This is a genomic window from Ruegeria sp. AM1 (assembly GCF_056540745.1).
The window spans coordinates 701386-727230 of record NZ_JBQFXH010000001.1 but is presented as its reverse complement, the minus strand read 5'-3'; the positions used below and the strand labels follow the sequence as shown (position 1 = coordinate 727230).

Here is a 25845-nt window from a genome sequence, read left to right as displayed (position 1 = left end):
TCACTGGTCCAAAGGCCTCGGGTGCGATCTGACGGTCAGATTGCACCCGACATCGAAATTCGGCTCGTCAGCCCCCTATTCGGCTGGCTCGTGTTCATCCATATGTGCAACCCGCGCGCCGGATTTGTTCGAAGTAACAACCCCGAGCGATTTCAGTTTGCGATGCAGCGCGCTGCGTTCCATGCCAACAAAGCTGGCTGTGCGGCTGATGTTGCCGCCGAACCGATTGATCTGCGTCAGCAGATACTCACGCTCGAACGCTTCACGCGCCTCGCGCAGCGGCAAAGTGGCCAGCGCCCCCGACAGAACCACACGCCCGGATTCTTCTGCTTTTTCCTCTTCATTCGGCAATTCACGGGCTTCGATCGGACCATTGCCGTCACCAAGTATCAACACACGTTCAATCAGGTTTTTTAACTGCCGCACATTGCCGGGCCAGGTCATCGTCTGTAGCAGAGCAATCGCCTCGTCCGACAGCTCACGCACTGGCAACCCTTGAGTTTCATTGCACATATCAATGAAGTGTTTTGCCAGAACCGGAATATCCTCACGCCGTTCTTCCAGAGACGGCACGGCGACGGGTACAACATTCAGGCGATGATACAACTCTTCGCGGAACCGTTCTGCGGCAATCTCTTCATCCAGATCCCGATTGGTCGACGAAATCACCCGAAGATCAACCCGAACCTTGTCAGCGCCGCCGACACGTTGGAATTGCTGATCGACCAATACGCGCAAAATCTTGGATTGAGTGCCCAGAGGCATATCGGCCACTTCATCGAAATAGATCACGCCACCATGCGCTTCTTCCAAAAGGCCGGATTCAACGCCGCGCTCAGAGGACTCGCGACCGAACAGGACCTCTTCCATCCGCTCGGGCTCAACACCAGCGCAGTTCACAGTCACGAAAGGCGCGTTGGAACGGTTGGAATGAGCGTGAATATAGCGCGCCGCAATTTCCTTACCGGACCCTGCCGGACCGCTCAGCATGACCCGACCGTTCGATTTGGTCACCTTATCCAACTGGCTCTGCATGCCCCGGAACGAAGCAGATTTGCCGATCATATCCGAACTGCTGACCTCTTTGCGCTTGAGCGATGTGTTCTCGCGGCGCAGGCGCGACGTCTCCATCGCGCGGCGGATCACAACCATCAACTGATCAATGTTGAAAGGCTTTTCGATAAAGTCATACGCACCCTGCTTGATCGCGGCGACCGCGATCTCGATATTGCCGTGGCCTGAAATTATCACCACCGGCACATCCGGGTTGTCGCGCTTGACGGCTTTAAGAATATCGATCCCGTCCATGCGGCTGTCCTTCAGCCAGATATCCAGGATCAACAACCCGGGCGGTTCCGCATTGATCTGTGACATACACTCATCAGAGTTGCCTGCCAGCCGGGTTGTATAGCCTTCGTCCTCCAGAATGTCGGACACCAGTTCGCGAATATCGCGTTCGTCATCTACGATCAGAATGTCGCTCATCTTTGGCCTGCTTTCAGTTTGCTTGTATCAATTGCCTGCTTCTGTGGCGCGACCTGTGAGGTATTGCTCACTGGCAAGCGGATCACGGCCATCGCGCCAAAATGGTCCTGTCCGTCAAATACGGGCGCATCCTCAAGGGTCAGCGCGCCGCCATGTTCTTCGATAATCTTTTTGACGATGGGCAGGCCCAGACCTGTCCCTTCGTCGCGTGTGGTCACATAAGGCTCGAACAATCGCGCCCGGTCTTCGGGTAAACCTATTCCGTTATCCGCGATAGTGACGATCGTGCCCGCATCATCGCTGGATACCACCACCTTGATCTGCGGAACCAAGTTTTCCGGTGCACCTTTTTCCTTCAAGGTTCCAATGGCTTCGCCAGCGTTCTTGATAAGGTTGGTCAAAGCCTGATTGAGCATCGTTGCATCGACATCGGCCAGGATTGGCTGATCGGGCAACGTCGCATCGATCTGCACATCGGGCTGACCCGCCTGCTGCAACAACACCGCCTCTCGCACCAGACCAACAACATCTTCTTCGTTCCGGTCCGGTTCCGGCATGCGGGCGAATTTCGAAAACTCGTCAACGATGCGACGCAGGTCATTTGTCTGGCGCACAATCACATCGGTCATCGACTGGAGGCTGCTGCAATCTTCTTCATCCAGCTTGCGCGAGAATTTGCGCTTGATCCGCTCAGCGCTCAGACCGATTGGCGTCAGCGGATTCTTGATCTCATGCGCAATACGCCGTGCCACATCGCCCCAAGCAGCCATCCGTTGCGCGCTGACCAGATCGGTCACGTCGTCAAAGGCCACAACATACCCTTCCAGACCACCATCCTCGCCACGCCGGGTGGCTAAACGCACCAGAAGATTTTCCAATTGGCCCTTGCGGGTTACCTTGACCTCACCCTGCACAGCCTCCTGCCCGCCTTCCAGCAAGGTTTCAAACAGCGGAAGGAATTCCGGCACGGCAATACCAATCGCGATGTGTTGCTGATCTCCGGACCAATCCAGCAACCGCTCGGCCGAGCGGTTCACGAAGGTAACGCGGCCATCCGGATCAAGACCGACAACGCCCGAGGTCACGGAACTGAGCACCGAGTCAAACAGCCGCCGCCGCCGTTCAATCTGATGCGTGTTCTCAAGCAGCGTATCGCGTTGACCTTTTAACTGCCGGGTCATCTGGTTGAAATACCGCCCCAACATGGCGATTTCATCGTCATTGGCTTCTTCGATAACCTGAACGCTCAGATCACCGGCGCCAACGCGCTGTGCCGCCGTGGTCAGACGTCCGACCGGTCGTGACAGACGCTCGGCAAACCACATGCCCAAAGACATGGCCGCAAGGATCAGGATCAACGCAAAGCCCAGATACAAAAGACCGAACTCGAACAATACCCTGCCCCGCTCGCTTTCGAGTTGCTGGTAGAACTGCGCTGTCTCTTTTGTGTCGTCCAGCAGCGTCAGCAACTGGCCATCCACGTCGCGACTGACATAGAGATACCGATCGAGATATGCCCGCAACGGCACCAGAGCCCGAAACTCGTTATTCGGCCAGTCGGCGATTACAAGAATGCCGTTGTCTGTTGCCTGAACCATCTGCTCAGACGTCGGCGCCTCATAGTTAAACAGATAAGAGCGATCCCCGCGTGACCGAATTTCGCCGCTGCCATCAATGACATAGGCCTCGCGCAACCCGCGTTGAATCTGCGCTTGGCCCTGCGCCAAAACCTCGCGCAGTTCAGCGTCTGAAATATAGAAATCCAGCGCGCGCGCATTGTCCAGGAACCGCGCCAGAACGGCGGCATCCTGTGTCAGACCTTGTCGGTGTTCCAGCTCATAGGCTTCGGCCGCGGTCAGAGAAGAGCCCACAACCTGTCGCACCCGGTCCGAAAACCAGCCTTCAAGACCGATATTCACCGTCAGGCCCGCAAAAATCGCAACTGTCACCGTGGGCACCAGCGCCAGCAGCGTAAAGGCCCCAATCAAACGCAGATGAAGCCGCGATCCGGCTGATTTCGCGCGCCTTGCAGCGATCAAGCTGCCCAACTGGCCCAACACCAGCGCCGCGACAACCAAAACATAAACCAGATCCGCAAGAAGAATCAGGCGCAGCGTGGGCGCCGTTGCGCCCAGATCAAAAGGCCCGATAACCAGATAGGTTGCCAATGCCAGTGCAGGCCCCAGGACAACAAGACCCAGAGTGCCAAAATTGCGCATCTTTCGGGACTTACGCCACCGATTGATCGATAGAATAGGCCGGTTCTGTGCCCGGGTTGCCACCGTCTGCCCTCATCCTGATGTGTCGCTTGCGCGACTTACCGCCATATGTCGTGGTCTTTGCCGGGTGAGAACCCGGATGCCACGGTTTGTGTGGCGATATTACATCAGTTTGCGTCGGCGTGTCACCTGAATATCGAGGTCTGTAATCTTTTTGCGCAGCGTATTCCGGTTAATCCCCAGCAAATCGGCGCATTTCGCCTGATTTCCACCCGTTGCTTCAAGCGCGATATCGATCAACGGCGCCTCAACTTCACGCAGAATGCGCTGATAGAGGCCCGGTGGAGGCAAAATATTGCCATGCAGATCAAAGTAGCGACGCAAATGGCGTTCGACCGATGACGACAGTTTCTCGCGCTCGCCATCACCCAATACAGGTTCGGCCTCGGGCTGGCTGCCCAACACCATTTCAACTTCGGCTTGCGATATCTCTTCGGCGCGGCTGGTCAGGCTGAGCCGCCGGATGGCGTTCTCCAGCTGCCGGACGTTTCCGGGCCACGAATAGCGCCGCACCAGTTCCACAGCATCAGGGCTGAGCCAGCGCTTAGCGCCGGTATCACGCTCTTCACGCGACAGAAAATGATCGGCCAGCAACGCGATGTCATCGACACGCTCGCGCAGAGAGGGCACATGGACCGTCGCCCCACACAGGCGATAGTACAGGTCCTGCCGCACGCGACCACTCTCCATTGCGTCGGTCAGATCATTCTGGCAGGTCGCCATGAAGCGCGGCACATGATCGCCGGGCGTGTCCATCATCCGAACAATGCGCGCCTGAATCTCATCATCGATGTCGCCGATTTCGTCGATCAGCAACGTGCCGCCCCGCACACGCGCCATAACCCGCGCCGGACCTTCCAGATCCTGCAGGTCCGCGGCAGTTGCGGTCACAAATGGCAATGTGCGTCGATCCGAAAAGTCGTGAATAGCGCGTGCGATCAAAGATTTACCGGTACCGCTTTCTCCCGAAATCATCACCGGCAAATCCGTATTCATCACGCGCGCGACCAAGCGATACAGCGCCTGCATCACCGGGGTGCGACCAACCAGCGGCAGCTCATCGGGGCTGTCGCTGCGATCATCAGCAATCTCTGGCTGCGCACGCTGCTTGCGATCCAGCGCCCGCGCTGTGCGCTTCATCAGATCAGGCAGATCAAACGGCTTGGGCAGATAATCATACGCGTCCGCCTCAGCCGCCTGAATGGCCGTCATGATCGTGTTCTGAGCAGAGATGACGATCACTGGAAGACCGGGCCGGTCTTCGGCAATCTTGGGCAGCATCTCCAGCCCGTTGCCATCCGGCATAACAACGTCCGAGATCACAACGTCGCCTTTCCCCTCGCCGACCCAGCGCATCAGCGTAGTCAAAGACGAGGTTGCATGCACCTTGCAGCCGGCCCGCGTCAGGGCCTGAGTCAGAACGGTGCGGATTGTGCGGTCATCGTCTGCAACCAGTACTGTACCATCCATCAGGTGCTCTCCTTCATTGTGCCGCTTCCGGCCTTATTGTGCATCGCGCGGTGCCCGCCGCAGCGACAGTTTGAATACGGTCCGACCGGGCACAGATTCGGCGGATATCCATCCGTCGTGGTCAGAGATGATCTTGCTGACCAGCGCCAGCCCCAACCCGGTGCCATTCTCTTTGCCTGAAACAAAGGGGTCGAAAATATCGCTCAGGATCGCCTCGGGTATGCCGGGGCCGTCATCGATGATTTCGATCTGCAACGGCAGGGAGTGGCCCGAACCGTCGCTGCGCCGCAGCCGAAAGGAATGCTCGAAATAGGTGCGCAGGCGGATCGTCCCACCACCGCGGCCCGCCGCCTCGGACGCATTTTTCAGAAGGTTGAGGATAACCTGCAGGAACTGATCGGGATCGCCATAGGCCAGCGGCAGCGAGGGGTCATAGTCCTCGACGATCGTCATATCCGCCCCAAAGCCCAGCAATGCAGAGCGGCGCGCCCGGTCCAAAACATCATGCACGTTGACCGGCTTCAACTCGGGGCGGGACAGGTTTCCAAACTGCTCAACCTGCTCAAGCAGCTTCACGATCCGACGGCTTTCTGCAACGATAAGATCAGTCAGTTCAAGGTCTTGCGGCGCGATATTCATGCTAAGCAACTGTGCCGCCCCCGTGATCCCCGCCAGCGGGTTCTTTATCTCATGGGCCAGCATCTCGGCCATGCCGATGGCAGACTGCGCGGCTGATTTTACTGTATTGCCGCGCGTCATCCGCCCCGCCAACTCACGAGGAGAGATGATCATAATCATGGATTGCGGGTGTCCGACCATGGGCGCGATCTGCAACGCACATTGCAGCGGCGCCCGATTGCCAGACCCCACATCCACGTCATTGACGAACAAAGGCGTGCCCTGCGCACGGGCGCGCAGAAAAGCCTCCTCGAGCGGTGCATCCACTGCAATCTGATCCCAGACCGGATGCCCGATCACCGATTTGCGCGATGCGTTCAGAAAGCCCTCACCAGAGGAGTTCACATCCGCGATGCGATCCTCGCCGTCGATAATGAAGGCCGGGACCGGCAGCGAGGTCCAAATCTCCTGGTCAGATGTCATGCGGCCACCTCTGCGCTGGCCGTGAGCGCATCATTCAGCAGGCGCAGCACCTCTTCCGTATCGCGAGAGGTCAAAATGGCCCGGCGCAGTGCCGCAGGCGTGCCGGCCTCATCCATGTACCAGCCCAGATGTTTGCGCGCGACGCGCAGGCCCAGATCAAGGCCGTAAAAGGCCAGCATCGCCTGATAATGCGCGCACACCATGTCAACCAGATCGGGCCCGGTGGGCACCTCAGGGGCCGCGCGCTCATACAGATCGGCACAAATCTGCGCCAGCACCCATGGCTTGCCCTGCGCGCCCCGCCCGATCATCACCCCATCTGCGCCCGACTGCTGCAACGCGGTGCGCGCCGCATCGGTGCCGGTTATGTCACCATTTGCAATCACCGGGATGGTCACGGCCTCTTTGACGGCCCGAATCGCCTGCCAATCGGCGCGCCCCTTGTAGAACTGACAGCGGGTGCGCCCGTGGATTGTGACCATCCGTACACCGGCCTCCTGCGCCCTGCGGGCCACATCGGGCGCGTTCAACAGACTGTCGTCCCAGCCCAACCGGGTCTTTAGGGTCACCGGCACGTCCACGGCTGCGACCACCGCCTCGATCAGCTTCAGCGCGTGATCAGGTGTCTTCAACAGGGCTGATCCCGAATAACCGTTGGTCACCTTCTTGGCCGGACATCCCATATTGATGTCGATAACCCGCGCACCGCGATCGGCGACCTGACGGGCGGCTTCGGCCATCCAATGCGCCTCGCGCCCGGCCAGTTGCACGGCGGTATTCTCGACATCTGCGGACAGCTCAGCGCGCTCGCGCACGCCGGGCTTGGCCTGCACCATCTCCTGGCTGGCCACCATCTCACTGACGACCATGCCGGCACCAAACCGCATCACCAGATCGCGAAATGGCCGGTCGGTGATTCCGGCCATCGGCGCAAGCAGCACCGGCGGTGTCAGGGTTTTATCGGCGAGTTGCAGGGTCAACGTGCTTAATCCTTAGGCATTTTCACGCTTGATATAGAATACGGCGCATATGAACAATAAACCCCGGGCGATTCAGCCTGTAAAATCATCGTTTGCATATTTTTTAATCACATCAACCCGGGTGATTGCCTCTGCACGCGCCGCCGCCTAAACAATCCTCAGTCCGCAGGAGTCAGAATATCCATGTCCACCGCCGCAATCATCGTCGCAGCAGGCAAAGGCCAGCGCGCCGGAGGAAAACTGCCCAAGCAATGGCAGGCACTGGCGGGCCGACGGGTCGCAGACTGGACCATTGCGCGCTTTGCCGGTCACATCGACCACATCGTTCTTGTGCTCGCATCGGATGATTCTGCGGCCTGGGCTGAGTTCGGCGAAACAGACCTGATTCTGGCTCAGGGCGGCAGCGACCGTGCGGGGTCCGTGCGTAACGGGTTGAAAGCTTTGCAGAACAAAGAGATAGAGCGCGTTCTTATTCATGACGTAGCGCGTCCCTGCGTCAGTCAACATATTGTTCAGGACGTCCTGGCAGCGCTTGAGACACACCCCGCCGCAGCGCCGGGACTTCCAGTAACCGATGCGCTTTGGACGGGCGATGAGGATCAGGTGACCGGGACACAGGATCGCACTGGCCTCTTTGGGGCTCAAACCCCTCAGGGCTTTAGGTATGATGACATCGTGGCCGCCCACGCGACCCACCCCGGCGGTGCGGCAGACGATGTCGAGGTCGCGCGGGCGGCGGGCCTGCCTGTGGCCATCGTCGCAGGCGATGCGGACAACATCAAAATCACCAGACCCGAGGATTTCGCCCGGGCAGAACGCATAATGGGAACGCATATGGATGTAAGACTGGGCAACGGCTATGACGTGCATCGATTTGGCGACGGTGACCACGTGATCCTGTGCGGAATAAAGGTTCCGCATGATCGCAGCCTGCAGGGTCACTCGGACGCGGATGTCGGCATGCATGCTGTCACGGACGCCATCTATGGCGCATTGGCGCAGGGCGATATCGGACAGCATTTCCCCCCGTCCGACCCTCAATGGAAAGGCGCCGCCAGCGAGATCTTTCTGCGCCACGCCGTCAAGCTGGCGGATGAGATGGGATATCGCATCTCGAACGTCGATTGCACTTTGGTCTGCGAATACCCCAAAATCGGCCCCCACGCGCAAAGTATGCGTGCAAAGATGTCTGAAATCATGGGCTTACGCGCGGATCAGGTCTCGGTCAAGGCGACCACATCGGAACGCTTGGGCTTTACTGGCCGCAGTGAGGGCATCGCGTCGCTGGCCACAGCCTGCCTGGTCAGAACATGACCGCGGCGCGCCTGATCGGAACCGTCTGCGGCGTCGGATATCTGCGCCCGGCCCCCGGCACCTTGGGATCGCTTGCGGCCTTGCCGATGGCGTGCGGCCTGCATGTGATCGGCGGGTTTCCTCTGCTGGCGCTGGCCACGCTGGCGGCCTTTGTCGGCGGCATCTGGGCGACGGGGATCATGACCGCCGGACAGCAGGATCACGACCCGTCCGAGATCGTGATTGATGAGGTCGCCGGGCAGTTCATCGCCATCTGGGCGATTTCCTACCCGGCCTGGGCGCATGGGATCGACATCACGGCGCTCTGGCCCGGCTGGCTGGCGGCGTTCCTTTTGTTCCGCCTGTTTGACATCACCAAACCTGGCCCCATCGGCTGGGCCGACCGGCGCGGCGATGCGTTGGGCGTGATGTTGGACGATGTCATCGCCGGCATCTTCGCCGCCATCGGCGTGGCACTTTTGGCGGGCGTTGCGCATGGGGTGCTGGGCCTATGACCGTCTCCGAACTGCTGGAACAGGCCAAAACCCAACAGATCATGATCGCCACAGCCGAAAGCTGCACCGGCGGCATGGTGGCCGCTGCGCTCACCGATATTCCCGGCAGCTCTACCGTCGTGGACCGCGGCTTTGTCACCTATACCAACGCCGCCAAACAGGACATGCTTGGCGTCCGGGGCGAGACGCTTTCGGCCCATGGTGCGGTCTCAGAGCAGGTCGCCCGCGAGATGGCAGAGGGCGCGCTCAGGCATTCCAATGCACAGCTGGCCGTCTCGATCACCGGTATCGCAGGCCCCGGCGGATCCGAGTTCAAACCCGAAGGTCGTGTCTGCTTTGGCCTGGCATCTGACGGGCACCCCACCCACACCGAAACAGTCGAATTTGGCGCAGCTGGCCGTGACAACGTGCGCGTGGCCGCGCGGGATCACGCGCTGAATTTGTTGGCACAAGCGCTTTTTAAAACTGCACAAAAATAAGGCTACTGCGCAATTATTGTGCCCACAATAACGTCACTTCACAAATTGATGGCAAAACAGGCATAATTTATAGCATCTGCCTCTTTTTTCTTCGACCGCTGTCCGATTGAACCCTCGGCACCCCAGAAGAGAAAGAGGAGACCGGCCCAATGAACGGAGCCGATACAGCCTGGATCATCGTTGCAACCGCACTGGTCCTGTTCATGACATTGCCGGGTCTGGCACTGTTTTACGGAGGCCTCGTAAGGGCGCGCAACGTGCTCAGCGTCTTCATGCATTGCTTTTCCATCGCCTGCCTGATGAGCATTCTGTGGCTGGTCACCGGGTATTCTATCGCGTTTGGACCGGGCGAAGGCGGCTTGTGGGGCGGCTTGGGCAAAGCGTTCCTGAACGGCGTCGATGCGGACAGCCTGGCCGGAACCCTGCCCGAGATTCTGTTCTTTGCCTTCCAGATGACCTTTGCGATCATCACCCCTGCCCTGATCGTCGGCGCCTATGTCGAGCGTGTGGGGTTTGGCTTTGTCCTGACCTTCTCGGCGCTGTGGATGCTGCTGTGCTATGCGCCGGTGGTGCATTGGATCTGGGGCGGCGGGATGCTGGCCGATGGCGGTATTCTGGGTGAGATCGGCGTCCGCGACTTTGCCGGTGGCATCGTGGTGCATGAAACCGCCGGTCTGGCCGCTCTGATCATCGCCGTTGTTCTGGGGCCGCGCCGCAACCGCACCACGCCCCCGCATAACCCCGGCTATGTCATGGTTGGCGCGGCGATGCTGTGGGTCGGCTGGTTCGGCTTCAATGGCGGCTCGCAATTGGCCGCAGATGGCGGCGCAGCGATGGCGATGACCGTCACGCACCTATCTGCAGCCACCGCCTCGCTGACCTGGGCCCTGTGGGAACGTATCCGGTTTGGTAAGGCATCTATGGTTGGCCTGGTCACAGGTACGATCGCAGGTCTGGCCTCAATCACTCCGGCATCGGGTTTTGTCGGCCCGGTTCAGGCTCTGATCATCGGCGGTGTCGCTGGCATCCTCTGTCAGGAGGCCGTCTATGTTATCCGCAACATCCTGAAGATCGACGACACGCTCGACGTATTCGCCGTGCACGGCGTGGGCGGTATCTTCGGGACGCTCATGATTGCCCTGTTCGGTCTGGGCACGTGGACAGCACAGCTGGGTGGGCTAGTTATCGTGGGTGCCTTTACGGCAGTTATGACGATTGTGTTGGTCAAGGTGGTTGCTTTGATCACCCCACTTCGCGTAGACGCAGAGACCGAAACAAACGGGCTCGACCTTTCGGTTCACGGAGAACGTGCCTACGATATGAGCAGCTAAGCCCACCTTGGCCGCTCTGCCGCCCGAAAGGGCAAAGCGGGTCTCTGATGAGGCCCGCTTTCTTTTGTGACCAACCCTCTCGACTCTGACCTTGCGGACGGGCTATCAGCCCGCAACGTCATTTCAGCGCCGAGGACCCGACATGATCCCCAGTTCATTTCCCGATAGCACCGAAATCGCTCGCCTGACCGCGCGGATGTTGCTGGAGATCAAAGCCGTCCATTTCAATTCGCGTGAGCCGTTCACACTGGCCAGCGGCTTGCCCAGCCCGACCTATATCGACTGCCGCAAGCTGATCTCGTACCCGCGCATCCGCTCGACCCTGATGGATTTCCTGACCGTCACCGTGATGCGGGATGCCGGGTTTGAGGCATTCGACAATATCGCCGGCGGTGAGACCGCGGGCATCCCCTTCGCCGCCATGGTTGCCGAGCGTTTGGCGCTGCCGATGACCTACGTGCGCAAAAAGCCAAAGGGTTATGGCCGCAACGCCCGTATCGAAGGCGCGATGAGCGAAGGTGAACGCGTGCTGCTGGTCGAGGATCTGACCACCGATGGCGGGTCCAAGCTGTCCTTCGTGGATGCGATCCGCGAAACAGGTGCCACTTGTGGGCACACGGCGGTCATTTTCTACTATGGCATCTTCCCCGAGACCGAAAAAACCTTGGGCGACCACGGCATCCAACTGCATCACCTGTGCACATGGTGGGATGTTCTGGCCGAGGCCAAAGCGCAGAAAGCCTTTGATCAGGAAACACTTGACGGTGTCGAAGCCTTCCTGAAAGACCCGCGTGGCTGGCAGGAAGCAAATAAATCCACGTAAACCTCTTGTGGACAGATTGGGGATAAGCCCGGAAGAATCGGTCGACCGGCCACGATATCTGGTGACTTTTCCCCCAAATCCTACATAATAAGCTACGCATACACAGGTATCCAAACTGTCAGGAAAGTTATCCCAAGGCTTTATCCATAGTTAGCCACAGGTATTTCCAGATAGCCGACACGCCGAAATAGCGTGTAGAAAGCGCCGCAGGGCAGCGGGGACAAAATGAACGAGATCAGCAGCATCGAGCAGGCAGCAGCTCGGATTCAGAACGCCGAAACCATGCCGCATTCCATTGAGGCCGAACAGCAGCTTCTGGGTGCGATCCTGACCAATAACGATCTTTATGATCGGGTCGCCTCGATCATCGGGGCCGAGCATTTCTATGACCCGGTTCACTCCCGGATTTATGAGGTCGCCTCGACCCGGATAGCTAAGAATGCGCTGGCCTCGCCCGTGACGTTGAAATCCTTCATGGCCGAGGATGAGGGCCTGCAGGAACTGGGTGGCCCGGCCTATCTGGTCAAACTGGCGGGCGCATCGATCAGCGCCTTTGCGGTGCATGACTATGCCCAGATGATTTATGATCTTGCCATCCGGCGCGAGCTGATCCGGCTGGGTCGGGATATCTCGGACAAGGCGGCGCGGGTTGATGTCTCAAGCGAGCCGAAAGAACAAATCGTCGAGGCCGAGCAACAGCTTTATCAGTTATCCGAGCAGGGCCAGACCGAACAGGGATTTCAATCCTTCCTCAAGGCGGTCACAGAAGCCGTCAACGTCACCAACGAAGCGTACCAGCGCGGTGGTGGCATGGCAGGGATTTCCACCGGTCTGGCCGACTTGGACAAACAACTGGGTGGCCTGCACCCGTCTGACCTGATTATTCTTGCCGGTCGTCCGTCGATGGGAAAAACCTCTCTGGCAACCAACGTGGCATTCAATGTCGCCAAGGCGTACAAACGTGGGCTGAAACCAGACGGCTCCGAGGGCGCGATTGACGGCGGTGTCGTGGGTTTCTTCTCGCTTGAGATGAGCGCCGAACAGCTGGCAGGCCGGGTTCTGGCCGAAGCATCCGAGATTTCCAGCCATAAAATCCGTCAGGGCGACATGACCGAGGCCGAATTCCGCCGCTTCGTCGATGCGGCCAAGGAACTGGAAGCCTGCCCCCTATTCATTGATGACACACCGGCTCTGCCGATCTCGCAACTGGCGGCCCGTGCGAGGCGTCTGAAGCGGACCCATGGCCTGGACCTGCTGGTCATCGACTACCTTCAGCTTTGCCGCGGTATGGCCGACAACCGGGTCAACGAAATCGCCGAGATTTCGATGGGCATGAAAGCCATCGCCAAAGAGCTGAACATCCCCGTCATCGCCCTGTCTCAGCTGTCGCGTCAGGTCGAAAGCCGGGATGACAAACGCCCGCAACTGTCTGACCTGCGGGAATCGGGCTCGATCGAGCAGGACGCCGACGTGGTGATGTTTGTATTCCGTGAGGAATACTACAAAGAACGTGAAAAGCCCGGCGATCACGAGCTTGAAAAGATGGAAGAGTGGAAGCAGGCCATGGAGCGCCTGCACGGCAAGGCCGAAGTGATTGTCGGCAAGCAGCGTCACGGCCCCATCGGCACGGTCGAGCTGTCGTTCGAGGCGCAATTCACCCGGTTTGGTAATCTGGTCAAACCCTGGCAACAGGACGGTCAGATCGAAGGGTATTGATCTGCATTCCGCAACAATGAGTTACGCAGTTTCCATGCGTAACTCTCTGATAGCGCAATGCCTCATTCCACCCCCATCCAGCCAAAAGTTGCTTATGCCGCAGGCTATTCCGAGGGTTTTAAGCGCATTCCCTCTTGACCTCCTTCGCGCCAATGTCATGAACGGGGCATGAGTACTGCACGTTTGACGATCAATCTTCAGGCGCTGGCCAGCAACTGGCGCGCGCTGGATGCAAAAACGGATGTCGAAACCGGCGCCGTTGTAAAAGCGGATGCCTATGGTCTGGGCGCAGGTCCGGTGGCCGAAACCCTTGCCGAAGAAGGCGTGCGCAAGTTTTTTGTCGCCGCCGCCGAGGAAGGTGTCGCTGTGCGCGAGGCTATTGGGCCCGGCCCGATGATCTGCGTTTTTTCCGGTCATATGGAGGGCGACACCGACCTGCTGCGTGATCATGATCTGACTCCGCTGATCAACTCGCCCGAGCAGTTTCAACGCCATACCGAGGCGCTGCCAGACCATGCGGTCGGCATTCAGTTGGACAGCGGCATGAACCGTCTGGGGTTAGAGCCTGACGATTGGGCCGAACTGCGCCCCAATGCCGAAGCCCTGAATCCGGTGGTCGTGATGTCTCATCTGGCCTGCTCGGATGAGCCGGACCACCCGATGAACCAGCAGCAGCTCAAAGCATTTCGCGAGATGACCGAAGGCGTCGCCGCCCCGAAATCGCTTGCCGCAACGGGGGGCACGCTGTTGGGCCCTGAATTCCATTTTGACTTTTGCCGCCCGGGCATCGGCCTTTATGGCGGAATGCCGTTTGCGGGCGCAAAACCGGTTGTGACCGTGGACCTGCCGGTGATCCAGGTGCGTGACGTCGCAGTGGGCGAAACCGTGGGATATGGCAACAGCTGGACAGCGCGCCGCCCGTCGCGGATCGCAACCGTATCCGCGGGATATGCCGACGGGCTGCACAGGGCCATCGGCGGTGGTATCGACACTTTTGCGGGTGACCAACCCTGCCCTGTTGTCGGCCGCATCTCGATGGACCTGATCACCGTGGACGTCACCGACCTGCCCTATGCCCCGGAACGCCTGCGCATCCTGAACGGGCACCAGACCGTCGATGATCTGGCCGAGGCTGCGGGCACCATTGGCTATGAAATCCTGACCTCGCTAGGCAAACGCTACTCTCGGGGCTACGTGGAATGAATCCTCTGGACCTGCTCGGAGGATTGGGTCGGGCGGCCCTGCGCCTGCTGGCCGCGTTTGGCCGGGTGGCGTTATTTGCGCTGGATGCGATCTCACACATCTTCCGCCCGCCCTTTTATCCGCGTGAATTCGGCATCGCCCTGCTGAATATCGGCTGGCTGTCTCTTCCCGTGGTCGGCTTGACGGCCATCTTCACCGGCGGCGCGCTGGCCCTGCAAATCTATGCCGGCGGCGCGCGCTTCAACGCCGAAGCCGTCGTCCCGCAGATCGTCGCCATCGGCATGGTGCGCGAGCTTGGGCCGGTGCTGGTCGGCCTGATGATCGCCGCCCGCGTGACCTCTTCGATCGCAGCTGAGATTGCCACCATGAAAGTGACCGAACAGATCGACGCGCTGGTCACCCTATCGACCCACCCGATGAAGTACCTCACCGCGCCGCGCGTGCTGGCGGCATTGATAACCGTACCCGCCCTTGTGGCTGTGGGCGACGTGATTGGGATCGCAGGCGGGTATACGGTCGCCACCCAAAATCTGGGCTTTAACCCCGCGACCTACCTGCAAAACACGGTTAATTTCCTTGAGGCTCGCGACATCGTCTCATCCCTCGTCAAAGGCGCCGCCTTCGGCCTGATCGCGGCCATCATGGGCTGCTATTATGGCATGAGTTCAGGCCGCGGCGCGCAAGGTGTGGGCCGCGCCACCAAAGGATCAGTCGAGGCCGCCGCCGTGCTGATCCTGGCCGCCAACTTCGTTCTCACGGGGGTGTTCTTCTCGCTATGATACGGATGGAGAACGTAACAAAAGCCTTTGGCGACAACCAAGTGCTGCGCGGCATGGACCTTGAGATTCCCAAGGGCACCTCGATGGTCATCATCGGCGGTTCGGGCACCGGGAAATCCGTCGCGCTCAAGTGCATCCTAGGCCTGATCCAACCCGATAGCGGCATGATCTACGTCGATGGCAAAGACGCCACCAAAGGCGACCGCGACGCGTTTCTGGCCCGGTTCGGGATGTTGTTTCAGGGTGCGGCCCTGTTTGATTCCCTGCCCGTCTGGCAAAACGTCGCCTTCCGTCTGCTGCGCGGCTCACTGAAACGCCCCACGGATGAGGCGCGCGAGATCGCTATCGAAAAACTGCGCCGCGTCGGCCTGAAATCGGACGTCGCAGACCGGCTGCCTGCGGAACTGTCGGGCGGCATGCAAAAACGCGTCGGCCTCGCCCGCGCCATCGCCGCCGAGCCCGAGATCATCTTTTTCGACGAACCCACAACCGGGTTGGACCCGATCATGTCCGGCGTCATCAACGATCTGATCCGAGAGATCGTGACCGAGATGGGCGCCACCGCAATGACCATCACCCACGACATGAGCTCGGTCCGCGCGATTGCCGACAACGTTGCCATGCTGCACGGAGGGGTGATCCAGTGGACCGGTCCGGTCGGGCAGATGGACGCCTCGGGTGATCCCTATGTGGAGCAGTTCATCAGCGGGAGTGCCGAGGGGCCGATTGAGGCAGTTAGGTGAGCAGCAATGGAGATCAACTTCTGAACTCTCTGCTTTTCACGTATTTAGCCGCCGTATTTATTTGCTGGGTAACGGCAAACCGCTTAACTGTAGGGCTGCTTTTCCAGAAACAGATATACGTTTTTTCCCTCTTCATTCTACTTGGTGCCGCACTTGACCATATTATGCTGCTGGCTTTTCCAAATGCAGAAATTGCAGGCCAACTTCTACCGGCTATTTCCATCTTCATAGGCACATTAGAATTACACAAAGACCTTCTAAGCAAAGTACAATCGCCCAGACATTGGAACGTCGTCATTTCGACTATCAGCGCGGTTTTGTTTGTGATCTTATTGCTGAGCAACGTGTGACAACATCGGCACCAAATGCATGACCATCCGCCTCGCCACCCTCTCCCTACTGATCCTTTACCCCATCGCATGGTTCGCCCCGCTAATGCGCGCAGGCTTCCTGCCGATCTTTGGCCTCAGCGAAATCAGCGTCATCACCGGGCTCCAGTCCCTTTGGAAGTCCGACGTCTTCCTCGCCCTGATCGTCACCGCCTTCGCCCTTTTTGCGCCTTACCTAAAAACCATTGGCACCGCATTGATCCAATGGAACCTGCTGGATGACCGCGTTCAACCGGCGCTGCATATCCTCGGCAAACTGGCCATGGCCGACATTTTCCTCATCGCGCTGTACATCACGCTGGCCAAGGGCATCTCGTATGCGACCATCGAAACGGCGTGGGGGCTCTACCTGTTCACGGCCTGCATTCTGGCCTCGATCGCGCTGGGTCACATTACGGAAATGACATCCAGTTCACGAAAACCTCATGTCTAATTGATTGAAAACATTAATTTTGGTATCATATTAAATATTCGAGCAGCCAAGGTTTAGCGAGTTTACGGGTCCGCCGCGGATCGTCGTTGATATGAGATGTGCCTCCGCCCGGGTCCGGTCAATTACCGGTTCGAAAGGAGATGGACATTATGGCCGCACTCCATACCATTACATTGCAATTTCAAAATATATTTCTGCGTTTTACGTTTTTTCTGATCTGTGCCGCCGCACTGTTTGCGATTGTCTCAACCATACTCTCCGCCGCAGGTCTGTGGCCTTGGCTGTCGATGCAGGCAGGGCTGGACAACAGACCGGTGATTGACGCAGGGCCCTTTGTCCAGATCGGCCTGACCTGCTTGATTCTGATGCTGGCCTTCTACCTGCCCTCCAATGCGCGGATGATGGCGCTTGAGGCCACCCATCGGAAATTCTCGCTCAATATGCAGGATATTGTCGATGCCTATCAGGTCGCGCATGCCTCTGACCGTAGCGGCGTCTTTGCGCTGGCCTCTGAATTTGATGCGGTCAAGGAACGTATGGCCTTTCTGCGCACCCATCCTGACCTGCAGGCACTGGAACCTGAGGTTCTGGAACTGGCCGCTCAGATGAGCCAGGTCAGTCAGGAACTGGCCGAAACCTATGGCGAGGCCAAGGTCGCCCGCGCGCGCGGTTTCCTTCAGCAGCGCCAGGAAGAGGTCGAACTGTTTCAGCACCGCATCGAAGACGCCCAGACCATCCTGCATGAATTGCGCCAATGGACCCGCGATATCGAGATCGAGGAATCCATCGCAAAATCCCAACTGACCCGGCTCAGGGACGAACTCTTCGACCTCCTACCCGAACTTTCGGCGCAACTGCAAACCCCGCCCGATGACAGCGATCCCAGCGCCTCAAGCGTCATCGCCATGTCACCCCCACGGGCAGCCGAATAGCCACTCACCCGGCGCATCTGCGCCCGCGGTGACCGACGGCCCGCAGGGCCTGAGGTCACCGCGCCCCACCGGCGGTGATGAATGCCCGCAAGGGCTTGAAGAACCGCCCATCCTCGGGCACCAAAGGCCGCATGGCAAAGTCATCATCTTTCTCATGTTCGGCCTGCGGCGCCACACATTCTCGTTGGTCCGGGCGCTGCGACGCCTGTGGCGAATGGAATACGATTGTACAGGATGTTCCGCTCTCTGCCGGACCGGCCAAAAAATCGCTGGGCGGCAAGCGCGGACAGTCTATCACACTCACGGATTTGTCGACTGAAGAAACCCCGCCGCCCCGCACACTCTGCGGGGTCGAGGAACTTGACCGCGTTCTTGGCGGCGGCCTCGTCCCCGCCTCGGCCCTGCTGGTTGGCGGAGATCCGGGCATCGGCAAATCCACATTGTTGCTGCAAGCCGCCGCCCGGTTCGCGCGCGCAGGCGTCAAAACCATCTATGTCTCTGGCGAAGAAGCCAGCGCGCAGGTCCGCATGCGCGCGCGCCGTCTGGGGCTCGAGGACGCGCCAGTTCAACTGGCCGCAGAAACCAACCTGCGCGATATCCTCACCACGCTTGAGGCTGAAAAACCCGGCCTCGCCATTATCGACTCGATTCAGACCATGTGGGCCGACAATGTCGACAGCGCACCGGGCTCTGTGTCACAAGTCCGGGCTGCAGCCCATGAATTGACCACGTTTGCGAAACGACACGGTGTGTCCATCATCATGGTCGGCCACGTCACCAAAGATGGTCAGATTGCAGGCCCTCGTGTCGTTGAACATATGGTCGACACCGTCCTTTATTTCGAAGGCGAGCGCGGCCATCAGTTCCGTATTTTGCGCGCGGTCAAGAACCGCTTTGGTCCTGCAGATGAGATCGGCGTCTTTGAAATGACCGGCAAGGGTCTGGCGCAGGTCACCAACCCGTCGGCCCTGTTCCTGTCTGAGCGCGGCACACCCAGCCCCGGCTCGGCTGTATTTGCGGGGATCGAAGGCACCCGACCGGTTCTGGTTGAACTTCAGGCGCTCGTCGCGCCCTCACCTCATTCACAACCCCGGCGCACCGTGGTCGGTTGGGATAGCGGGCGCCTCGCGATGATCCTCGCGGTGCTTGAGGCACGCTGTGGCATCCCCTTCGCGGGGCTCGATGTCTATCTGAACGTCGCCGGAGGGCTCAAAATCGGCGAACCTGCAGCCGACCTTGCGGTGGCTGCTGCGCTGCTCAGCGCGCGCGAGGACAGCGCCCTGCCCGCTGATACAGTCGTTTTCGGAGAAATCTCGTTATCCGGGGCACTTAGACCTGCCCCACAGACCGAAAACAGGTTGAAAGAAGCGCAAAAACTTGGTTTCACATCGGCAATTGCTCCGGCGGGTGGCAAAACCGGCACTGTGGCAGGTCTGACACTCACCCGACCCAGTGATTTGGTGGGGTTTGTTGGCGAAACCTTCGGAGCAGGTTAAAGTCGCGCCCTGAAGGGCAGAAAAAAGAACAGGCGAGGGCCATGGAAGGTTTTACAATAATTGACGGGGTGGTTGCCCTGATCATCGTGCTGTCGGGCATACTTGCCTATTCGCGCGGCTTCATGCGCGAGGTGTTGGCCATTGCCGGCTGGGCCGCCGCCGCCGTTCTGGCATTCATCTTTGCACCGCAAGCAGTCCCGCTGGTCAAAGAGATACCTGTTGTTGGGGATTTCCTGCGCGACAGCTGTGAATTGTCTGTGATTACAGGCTTTGCTTCGGTCTTTGCCGTGGCGCTGATTGTGGTCAGTATCTTTACACCGTTGTTTTCGTCGCTCGTACAGCGCTCGGCGCTGGGTGGTCTTGATCAGGCTCTGGGCTTTTTCTTCGGCGTCGCACGCGGCATCCTGCTGGTTGCGATTGCCTTCTTTGTCTACGACACGGTGATGACCGGACAGTCCTACACAATCGTTGACGAAAGCCGCTCGGCTAAGGTTTTTGAGCAATTCAGCAGCAAAATCGAAGAGCAAAACCCAGAGGCCGCTCTGGGCTGGATAACGCAGCAATACGAAGAGCTGGTCGCAAGCTGCACAGCAGGTTCAGAACCTGCCCCCACCGGCATCGACGGCTGATCACCAACTGACACTTGAACGATAAAAAGCCCGGCGTGCCGGGCTTTTTTATTTCGAGAAGCTGCGCAAATATGTTCAGCTGAACCCTTCGCCGCCGCACACCGTACAGCGGATCGTTTTCAATCCGAAACACCCGTCACAGCGGCTGTAGTTGGGCTTGCCAAAGATATCCCTGCTTTTGATGACTTCACCCGCCCCATTGCAAATCTGGCAGGGTGCGCGCCCATTGCCGCGACACCGATGACACCTGCGTTTTGCAGGCTGTTCCTTAGGACGTTGAGGTTTATGCTGCCACATATTGCATCTGCTGTTCGAACCCGGATTTCCGCTTATCTGCGGATTATTCAGCATCAGATCACACATCCCCGCCCGTGTCACCAGCTTTGCATCATCATAAATCTGGCCCGCGCCTGACCATGAATGTGATCCTTTGATGACAGCAGCTGCATTAGGCATTATGTGGGTGCCAGACCGCCACGGAATCGGAGCCACCGATCTTGTTTTTTCTGTTTTCCTTCGTGATCGCCACAGCAACGCTTACTTATGTGGCATCAGAAAAAGCAGCCGCCATCCGTGCCGAAACTGTTGCCCCTAATGCGCGCAACAGAGCCAGCAGAAAAACGTCATAGAAATTGGAGCCCGACAATGTGTGGGATTTTGGGGATCGCAAGCAGAACGCATGATGTGTTTGCGGAAATCTATGACGGGCTGCTGATGCTGCAGCACCGGGGTCAGGATGCCTCGGGCATAGTAACCTATAACGGCGAGTTCTTTCGCGAGAAAAAAGCCAACGGGCTGGTCAAGGATGTCTTTAACGCGCAGGATGCGGAAACTCTGTTGGGGAAGGTCGGCATCGGGCATGTCCGCTATCCTACTGCAGGCTCGCTCAGCGCTTCTGAAGCACAGCCCTTTTTTGTAAATGCCCCTTACGGGATCTATCTGGTCCACAATGGGAACATCACCAACACCGAAGAACAGCGCGAAAAGGTCACCGCAAAATACAGCCGCCACCTGCGCACCACCTCGGATTCCGAGATTTTGCTGAACGTGCTGGCGGATAAGGTGGCCGATGCCATCAAGGTCAATGGCAATGCAGATCCGATCCGCAATCTGTTTGCCGGCGTCAAGATGACCATGGAACGGGTACAGGGCGCCTATTCGGTGATCTGCCTTGTGGCGGGTGTTGGCATGCTGGCCTTCCGTGACCCGTATGGCATCCGCCCCCTGTCGGTTGCGCGGCGCACAAGCGATGATGACACCGGCGATGATTATGCCTTTGCGTCCGAAGATGTGGCTTTTGGCATCAACGGATTCGATAAACTGCGTGATCTGAACCCTGGCGAAGCGATCCTGATCGATCTTGAGGGACAGATGCACGAGTTTCAGGCGGTCGAAGGCCAGCTGACACCCTGTATTTTCGAATATGTCTATCTGGCCCGGCCCGACAGCCTGCTGGATGGCATTTCGGTTTACAAAACCCAGATGCGCATGGGGCAGACTCTGGCAAAGCAAATTCAGGACTCCGGGCTGGAGATCGACCGGATCATCCCGGTCCCCGACAGCGCCCGCCCTGTTGCACTTGAGGCCGCCAAGATCACCGGCATTCCCTATCGCGAAGGTTTGGTCAAAAACCGCTATGTCGGGCGCACGTTCATCATGCCCGGTCAGGCCGAACGGCAAAAGTCGGTACGCCGCAAACTGAACGCCGTACCGTTGGAATTTGAAGGTCACAATGTGTTGCTGATCGACGACTCTATTGTCCGTGGCAACACCATCAAAAAGATCGTCCAGATGTGCCGCGATGCCGGAGCAAAGAAAGTCTATGTCGCCAGCGCCTCGCCGCCCGTGAAATATCCCAACGTCTACGGCATCGATATGCCAACCAAACACGAGCTGATAGCCAACGACAAAGACGTCGAGGAGATTCGGCAAGAGCTTGAGGCCGACGCACTGTTCTATCAGGAACTCGACGACCTGATCTGGGCTGCCAAAGAAGGCAACCCCGAGATCGAAGCCTTCGACTGCTCTTGTTTCGATGGCAACTACATCACCGGCAGCGTCAGCGACGATTATCTGGACAGCCTGGAAAGCAGCAGTCGCGTCAGCCAAAAGAAAGAAGACATGCGCGTTGTCGGCGGGTCGTGGAACTCGGCGGCGGCATCCGGCTGACGATATGTGGCCGGGCCAGAGATCTGTCTTTGGGCCCTACCCACCCTTTGCGCCCCACGCAGCGAATCACTTTGGACGTGCTGAATGCTGGATCAGGCGTCGGACGGCGCAGGCCCGGTGAGTTCTTGCCTACAACCAGCCGCTGAACTTGTCGCGTTTGCAATGGGTTCGCCGGGCGGCGATTTCACGACGTCATGGTGACGTAGGGGCGCGCTTCAAATCGGTTTCCCGGTTTGATAGCCCGCGCGCAACACCACTCACCACAAAGGGATCAGGCGCCCCCTCCCTGATCACACTGCATGTCGAACGCCACTGTTAAGAACGCGGCCACGCAAAAGGGCTCGCTCAAAAAGAACTCGGTCTCTGTGCTGGGCGTATTCGGGCCAAAATCCGAAATGCGTGCCCTGATGCGGCTGTCCTCTGGTCGGGTCAAAGAGGTTAAACCCGGCAGTCGGGTGGCCTCGGGAACCGTAGTTGCCATTGATGAACACGGCGTCATGCTGCGACAAAGCGGCCAGACCAAGCGGATCGCCATCCCCGGAAGCTGATCTCGGGTTGACGCCTTGCCGATAGCCGTTCAAACCGCATCCATGACAGATCAGACCAAAATTGCCCTCATCACCGGGGCCTCACGCGGGCTGGGCGCTGCTCTGGCCGAGGCGCTGGCGCCCGAGTATCACATCGTCGCGGTCGCCCGGACGACCGGCGGGCTGGAAGAGCTGGATGACCGTATTCAGGCCAAGGGCGGCCATGCCACGCTGGCCCCGATGGATATCACCGATCCAAATGCTATGGCGACGCTGTGCAGGGGCATTCACGATCGCTGGGGTAAGGTCGATCTGTGGCTGCATACGGCTGTGCATACCTCGGCCCTCACGCCAGTGCATTTTGTCGACCCCAAAGAGTGGACCAAAGCGTCGAACACCAATGCCAATGCAGTCTCGGTTCTGATCCCCTATATCACCCCCTTACTGGGTGAGATTGGACATGCCGTGTTTTTTGACGACCCCAAAGCCGGCGAGAAGTTCTATGGCATCTACGGCGCGACCAAGGCAGCGCAAATGGCACTGGCCCGCAGTTGGCAGGCCGAGACCGAGCGTACCGGCCCCCGGGTGTCAATCATTGAACCTGCCCCGATGCCCACTGCGGTACGCGCGCGGTTTCACCCCGGCGAAGATCGGGACGGTTTGACCAGCACAGCGGATGCGGCAGCACAGGTTCTGTCACAACTGTAGTTTGCGCCCTGTCCCATACCGACGGGTTACGCGATATGCACACCGTTGCGACCGGCCAGATCGACGAAAAACTGCCAGGCGACGCGACCCGAGCGGGCACCACGCGTCGCTTGCCACTCGATCGCTTCGGCGCGCAACGTCACAGCGTCGACTGACACGCCATAAGCCGCGCAGTAACGGTCAATCATCGCCAGGTATTCATCCTGATCGCAGGGGTGGAAGCCCAACCAAAGACCGAATCGATCAGAGAGTGAGACCTTTTCCTCAACCGCCTCCGACGGGTTTATCGCGCTGGAGCGTTCGTTTTCGATCATATCCCGCGGCATCAGGTGACGACGGTTAGAGGTGGCGTAGAACACCACATTCTCGGGCCGCCCTTCGATACCGCCATCCAGAACGGCCTTGAGCGATTTATAGTGCTGGTCGTCATGGCTGAACGACAGGTCGTCGCAGAACAGGATGAACCGATACGGCGCGCTGCGCAGATGGTTCAACAGGCGTGCGACCGAACCCATATCTTCACGCTGCAACTCAACCAGCTTGAGATCGGGAAACTCGGCTTTCAATGTGCCATGCACCGCTTTCACAAGGCTGGATTTCCCCATCCCGCGCGCGCCCCACAGCAGCGCATTATTCGCCTTGAACCCACCCGCAAACCGGCGCGTGTTATCCAGCAGCGTCTCGCGTGAGCGATTGATACCCACCAGCAGGTCCAGATCGACGCGATTGACCTCGGCAATCGACTCCAGCCGGTCAGGTTCAATATGCCAGACAAAGGCAGGGGCAGCGCTGAAATCCGGGGCCGCCAGCGGCGCCGGGGCCATGCGCTCTAGCGCGTCAGCAATACGGTTCAGGGCTTGGTCATCCATGGGCGTCTCCGGGTCTGGCATGGCAGAGTTCAAAGCATGTTCACCCTGGCGCAGCAAGGGAGGGATATGAAAAAGGCGCGCCAATCGGTGGCGCGCCCTGTTTCGTATTGTCTGCAAGGTCTACTTGTTCTCTTCGTAGTCCTGCATCATCTCTTCGTCAGCTTCGGCCTCGTCATCATAGTAGCCTTCGGCGCGCAGCTTCTCTTCGCGTTTCTTTTCAACACGCCCGACCAAGAAGATCGACACTTCGTAAAGGCCGTAGACCACGACGAACAAGATGACCTGAGTGATGACGTCGGGTGGGGTCACCAGGGCCGCCAGAACAAGAATTCCGACCATCGCGTATTTGCGCACGCTGCCCAGACCTTCGGCGCTGACCAGACCAGCCTTACCCATCAGGGTCAGAAGCACGGGCAACTGAAAGCACAAACCAAAGGCCAGGATGAACTTCAGCGTGATATCCAGCGACTCGTTGACCTTGCCGAAGAAGGTGATCTTCACCCCTTCTGTGGTTTCGGGAACCACAACAATCTCATCCGGCACGTCTCCGGTGGTTGCCGAGAGCAGGTTGGCAAAAATCGAGCTGACATCTGCAAAGCCCAGGAAAAACTGCATGGCCAACGGTGTGACCACGAATTGCGCAAAGGCAGCCCCCAGCAGGAACATGAACGGCGACGCGATCAGAAAAGGTAGAAAGGCCCCTTTTTCCGACCGGTACAGCCCCGGTGCCACAAAGCGCCACAGCTGGTATGAGATCACAGGAAAGGAGAGCGCAAAACCAAACACCATCGAGATGCGGAACAGCGTGAACAGGTATTCCTGCGGCGAGGTATATTGCAGCGTCGGAGATGGATCACCCAGCTCGCGCAGCGTTGCCTCAATCGGCTGCACCAGAAACTGCAGGATCGGTTCCGCAACCGTAAAGGCCACCACGATGCCGATGACAAACGCGATGACCGACCGGATAAGCCGCGTGCGCAGCTCTGCCAGATGCTCGATCAGGGGGGCCGAGGTATCCTCGATCTCGTCGGTCTTGCTCATGATTTGCTTTCAGTATCCAGCGCCGCTTCGGCAGCTTCGGCCTTGGCCAAAGCATCCGCAGCCTCTTTGGCTTTGCGCTCAGCCGTGGCACGGGCCGTTGTGGCCTGTATCTTCTTGGCCTGTTCTGCGCGCTCTGCCGCCAGTTTGCCGGTTTCGCTGTCGGGATCGAACTTGGTCGGGTCCATGCTTTTGGCCATGTCCCGAGCCGCCTCGTTGACACTGTCCATGGCAGTGCCGACCGGATTGGCGGCTGCATTCAGGCCCTTCTTGATGTCATTGACACCGGCCTCGTCTGCGGCGTCGTTCATCGCATTGCTGAACTCGCGCGCCATGCCACGGGCCTTGCCGACCCAGCGGCCGACATTGCGAAACAGAACCGGCAGATCTTTTGGCCCGACCACGATCAGGGCCACAACGCCGATGACCAGAAGCTCGGTCCAGCCGAGATCAAACAT

Annotated in this window: 25 protein-coding genes; 17 read left to right on the top strand and 8 right to left on the bottom strand. The window is 58.8% G+C overall.

Annotated elements, in window-relative coordinates; translation table 11 throughout:
- Window positions 1–75: 75 nt before the first annotated feature.
- The 5 genes from ntrX to dusB form a co-directional block, all read right to left on the bottom strand.
- Window positions 76–1485 (bottom strand): nitrogen assimilation response regulator NtrX, encoded by a 1410-nt coding sequence (gene ntrX, locus ACR0I7_RS03645; RefSeq protein ID WP_480508522.1) that lies wholly within the window; start codon window positions 1483–1485, stop codon window positions 76–78.
- Window positions 1482–3704: a sensor histidine kinase NtrY-like gene (locus ACR0I7_RS03640; RefSeq protein WP_480509705.1), complete on the bottom strand. Its 2223-nt coding sequence runs from the start codon at window positions 3702–3704 to the stop codon at window positions 1482–1484. Before ACR0I7_RS03640 ends, ntrX begins: the two co-directional genes overlap by 4 nt.
- 162 nt (window positions 3705–3866) lie before the next feature.
- The gene (locus ACR0I7_RS03635; protein ID WP_480508520.1) at window positions 3867–5234 is read right to left on the bottom strand and encodes a response regulator; all 1368 of its coding nucleotides are present in this window, start codon (window positions 5232–5234) and stop codon (window positions 3867–3869) included.
- A 33-nt stretch (window positions 5235–5267) separates the two neighbouring features.
- The gene (locus ACR0I7_RS03630; protein WP_480508518.1) at window positions 5268–6335 is read right to left on the bottom strand and encodes a two-component system sensor histidine kinase NtrB; all 1068 of its coding nucleotides are present in this window, start codon (window positions 6333–6335) and stop codon (window positions 5268–5270) included.
- Window positions 6332–7315, bottom strand: a complete 984-nt coding sequence (gene dusB / locus ACR0I7_RS03625) for a tRNA dihydrouridine synthase DusB (protein WP_480508516.1) — start codon at window positions 7313–7315, stop codon at window positions 6332–6334. The genes ACR0I7_RS03630 and dusB overlap by 4 nt, the downstream gene beginning before the upstream one ends.
- A 183-nt stretch (window positions 7316–7498) precedes the next feature.
- Here dusB and ACR0I7_RS03620 point away from each other — a divergent pair, with 183 nt between their 5' ends.
- The 17 genes from ACR0I7_RS03620 (at window position 7499) to ACR0I7_RS03540 (ending at window position 23480) form a co-directional block, all read left to right on the top strand.
- Window positions 7499–8629 (top strand): bifunctional 2-C-methyl-D-erythritol 4-phosphate cytidylyltransferase/2-C-methyl-D-erythritol 2,4-cyclodiphosphate synthase, encoded by a 1131-nt coding sequence (locus tag ACR0I7_RS03620; RefSeq protein WP_480508514.1) that lies wholly within the window; start codon window positions 7499–7501, stop codon window positions 8627–8629.
- A complete protein-coding gene (locus ACR0I7_RS03615) occupies window positions 8626–9123 on the top strand; it encodes a phosphatidylglycerophosphatase A family protein (protein WP_480508512.1) in 498 nt (165 codons plus the stop codon). The genes ACR0I7_RS03620 and ACR0I7_RS03615 overlap by 4 nt, the downstream gene beginning before the upstream one ends.
- Window positions 9120–9602 (top strand): CinA family protein, encoded by a 483-nt coding sequence (locus ACR0I7_RS03610; protein ID WP_480508510.1) that lies wholly within the window; start codon window positions 9120–9122, stop codon window positions 9600–9602. The genes ACR0I7_RS03615 and ACR0I7_RS03610 overlap by 4 nt, the downstream gene beginning before the upstream one ends.
- 149 nt (window positions 9603–9751) lie before the next feature.
- Window positions 9752–10933: an ammonium transporter gene (locus ACR0I7_RS03605; protein WP_480508508.1), complete on the top strand. Its 1182-nt coding sequence runs from the start codon at window positions 9752–9754 to the stop codon at window positions 10931–10933.
- A 142-nt stretch (window positions 10934–11075) separates the two neighbouring features.
- Window positions 11076–11756, top strand: coding sequence for an orotate phosphoribosyltransferase (locus ACR0I7_RS03600; RefSeq protein ID WP_480508506.1), 681 nt, complete (start codon window positions 11076–11078; stop codon window positions 11754–11756).
- 225 nt (window positions 11757–11981) lie between these two features.
- A complete protein-coding gene (locus ACR0I7_RS03595; protein ID WP_480508504.1) occupies window positions 11982–13472 on the top strand; it encodes a replicative DNA helicase in 1491 nt (496 codons plus the stop codon).
- A 168-nt stretch (window positions 13473–13640) separates the two neighbouring features.
- The gene (alr, locus tag ACR0I7_RS03590) at window positions 13641–14675 is read left to right on the top strand and encodes an alanine racemase (protein WP_480508502.1); all 1035 of its coding nucleotides are present in this window, start codon (window positions 13641–13643) and stop codon (window positions 14673–14675) included.
- Window positions 14672–15454 carry an MlaE family ABC transporter permease gene (locus ACR0I7_RS03585; RefSeq protein ID WP_480508500.1) on the top strand — a complete coding sequence of 261 codons (783 nt, stop codon included), beginning with the start codon at window positions 14672–14674 and terminating at the stop codon, window positions 15452–15454. The genes alr and ACR0I7_RS03585 overlap by 4 nt, the downstream gene beginning before the upstream one ends.
- Entirely contained in the window at window positions 15451–16197 is a 747-nt protein-coding gene (locus tag ACR0I7_RS03580; protein WP_480508498.1) for an ABC transporter ATP-binding protein, read from the top strand. Before ACR0I7_RS03585 ends, ACR0I7_RS03580 begins: the two co-directional genes overlap by 4 nt.
- Window positions 16194–16547: a hypothetical protein gene (locus ACR0I7_RS03575; RefSeq protein WP_480508496.1), complete on the top strand. Its 354-nt coding sequence runs from the start codon at window positions 16194–16196 to the stop codon at window positions 16545–16547. The genes ACR0I7_RS03580 and ACR0I7_RS03575 overlap by 4 nt, the downstream gene beginning before the upstream one ends.
- A gap of 19 nt (window positions 16548–16566) precedes the next feature.
- Window positions 16567–17019, top strand: coding sequence for a paraquat-inducible protein A (locus tag ACR0I7_RS03570; RefSeq protein WP_480508494.1), 453 nt, complete (start codon window positions 16567–16569; stop codon window positions 17017–17019).
- 149 nt (window positions 17020–17168) lie between these two features.
- Window positions 17169–17951, top strand: coding sequence for a kinetochore Spc7 family protein (locus ACR0I7_RS03565; RefSeq protein ID WP_480508492.1), 783 nt, complete (start codon window positions 17169–17171; stop codon window positions 17949–17951).
- Window positions 17952–18082: 131 nt separating this feature from the next.
- Window positions 18083–19447: a DNA repair protein RadA gene (gene radA / locus ACR0I7_RS03560; protein WP_480508490.1), complete on the top strand. Its 1365-nt coding sequence runs from the start codon at window positions 18083–18085 to the stop codon at window positions 19445–19447.
- Between the two features lie 41 nt (window positions 19448–19488).
- On the top strand, window positions 19489–20076 hold the full coding sequence (locus ACR0I7_RS03555) for a CvpA family protein (protein WP_480508488.1): 588 nt from the start codon (window positions 19489–19491) through the stop codon (window positions 20074–20076).
- 645 nt (window positions 20077–20721) lie between these two features.
- Window positions 20722–22245: an amidophosphoribosyltransferase gene (gene purF / locus ACR0I7_RS03550; protein ID WP_480508486.1), complete on the top strand. Its 1524-nt coding sequence runs from the start codon at window positions 20722–20724 to the stop codon at window positions 22243–22245.
- 299 nt (window positions 22246–22544) lie between these two features.
- The gene (locus ACR0I7_RS03545; protein ID WP_480508484.1) at window positions 22545–22793 is read left to right on the top strand and encodes a hypothetical protein; all 249 of its coding nucleotides are present in this window, start codon (window positions 22545–22547) and stop codon (window positions 22791–22793) included.
- A gap of 42 nt (window positions 22794–22835) precedes the next feature.
- On the top strand, window positions 22836–23480 hold the full coding sequence (locus ACR0I7_RS03540) for an SDR family NAD(P)-dependent oxidoreductase (RefSeq protein WP_480508482.1): 645 nt from the start codon (window positions 22836–22838) through the stop codon (window positions 23478–23480).
- A 26-nt stretch (window positions 23481–23506) separates the two neighbouring features.
- Here ACR0I7_RS03540 and ACR0I7_RS03535 read toward each other — a convergent pair whose 3' ends face one another.
- The 3 genes from ACR0I7_RS03535 to tatB all read right to left on the bottom strand — a co-directional run bounded on the left by ACR0I7_RS03535 (window position 23507) and on the right by tatB (window position 25845).
- Complete coding sequence (locus ACR0I7_RS03535; protein ID WP_480508480.1) at window positions 23507–24349, bottom strand: ATP-binding protein; 843 nt, start codon at window positions 24347–24349, stop codon at window positions 23507–23509.
- Between the two features lie 120 nt (window positions 24350–24469).
- On the bottom strand, window positions 24470–25390 hold the full coding sequence (gene tatC, locus ACR0I7_RS03530; RefSeq protein ID WP_480508478.1) for a twin-arginine translocase subunit TatC: 921 nt from the start codon (window positions 25388–25390) through the stop codon (window positions 24470–24472).
- Entirely contained in the window at window positions 25387–25845 is a 459-nt protein-coding gene (tatB, locus tag ACR0I7_RS03525) for a Sec-independent protein translocase protein TatB (protein WP_480508476.1), read from the bottom strand. Before tatB ends, tatC begins: the two co-directional genes overlap by 4 nt.